This window comes from Kitasatospora sp. NPDC059817 (assembly GCF_042731835.1).
GTDB lineage: Bacteria > Actinomycetota > Actinomycetes > Streptomycetales > Streptomycetaceae > Kitasatospora.
This window is the reverse complement of record NZ_JBHWIR010000433.1, coordinates 1-1,389: the sequence shown is the minus strand read 5'-3', so window position 1 is coordinate 1,389 and position 1,389 is coordinate 1. Positions and strand designations below refer to the sequence as shown.

The 1,389-nt window shown below is 78.0% G+C and carries 1 protein-coding gene; it reads left to right on the top strand.

Annotated features, from left to right (window positions below; translation table 11 throughout):
- The first annotated feature begins 405 nt into the window (after window positions 1-405).
- A complete protein-coding gene (locus tag ACFV61_RS36050; RefSeq protein WP_380428059.1) occupies window positions 406-1,326 on the top strand; it encodes a JmjC domain-containing protein in 921 nt (306 codons plus the stop codon).
- The last annotated feature ends 63 nt before the right edge of the window (window positions 1,327-1,389 follow it).

Below are 1,389 nucleotides of genomic sequence, written 5' to 3'. Positions count from 1 at the left end.
CGGCGGCGGGGGCGTCTGGTTGAGACCCTCGAAACAGAATCCCGTACCGCGTGGCGGGCGCCCTCGGGGCGGTGGGGGGCGGCCGGCGGCCGAGCGCCGCCGCCTGTCGCGCCGGAGGGCGGGCGGGCCGCCGCGGCAACGGGCCCCGGCCGCCGCCGTCGGCCGCCCGACCTGGGGGTCGAGACGCGCCGACCGGGGGACGGTGTCGGCGCCGCCCGCCCGCTTCACCCCTCGGCCCGTCCGCCCGGGGCGGGCCGCCACGGCGCATCGCGATTGCCGCCCCGCGGCGCGAAGCTGGCCGATCCCGGGCTGGTTGGCGGATTCTCGCTGAACCGGACTCAGATGTTCATCCGTAGGTTATGCGACGGTCGACCGGTGGTGGGCCGCTGGACGGAGGGATGGACGATGGGACGAGTTCTGACCGAATTGGTGGGCGACGCGGCGACGTTCGCCAAGGCGCTGGAGGAGCGCCGGCCGCAGGTGTTCCGCACCGCGGGCTGGCCGGCGGGGCTGCCCCGGCCGGGCGAGTTGGACGAGACGCTGCGCGGCGGACTGCTGCGGGTGCCCTACGTCGAGATGGTCCGGGCGGGTGAGGTCGTCCCGCCCGCGGAGTTCTGCACGGCCCGGGTGGTCGCCGGGCGCCGGGAGGAGGGCTTCGCCGATCCTGACCGGATCGCCGCCCTGCTGGCCGAAGGCGCCACGCTGCTGCTGCCGCAGCTGGACCAGTGGCACGCGCCGGTGCGCGCGCTGGCCACCGACATCGCGGTCGAACTGGGCCGCCGGACCGAGGCGTTCTGCTTCGCGACGGGCGCCGGCCGGCGCGGGCTGGACGTGCACCGGGACGACGCGGACGTGCTGGTCGTCCAGCTCGCGGGGAAGAAGGAGTGGACGGTCCACGAGGCTCCCGCCGACGGGCGCTGGCGCCCGGGGCTGGCCCCCGAACCCGGCGCGGTGGCGCTCAACTCGGTGCTCGGGCCGGGCGAGGTGCTGTACGTGCCGCGCGGGGCGCCGCACACCGCGACGGGCCACCAGGGCCTTTCGGTGCACCTCTCGTTCACGATCCGGGAGGCGGGCACGGGGCAGCTGCGCGGCGCCGTCGGCGAGTGGCTGGCCGGCGGCGACTGGGCGGCCGGGCTGCCGGAGCGCCCGGCGACACCGGCGGAACTGCTGGACACGGCCACGGAGGTGCTGCGACTGGGCCGCGCCCGGCTGGCCGAACTGACCCCGCAGGAGCTGCTGCGGCTGGCCCGGGGGCCGCTGCCCGCACCGGTGGCGGACGACGGTCGGGCGGTGCCGGGTCACGGACCGCTGGCCGCCGGCGGCTGAGCCGGGCCGAGACCGGGCGGGGCCCGGACGCACGAGGGCGCGGTCGCCCGGACCGTCTGGTCA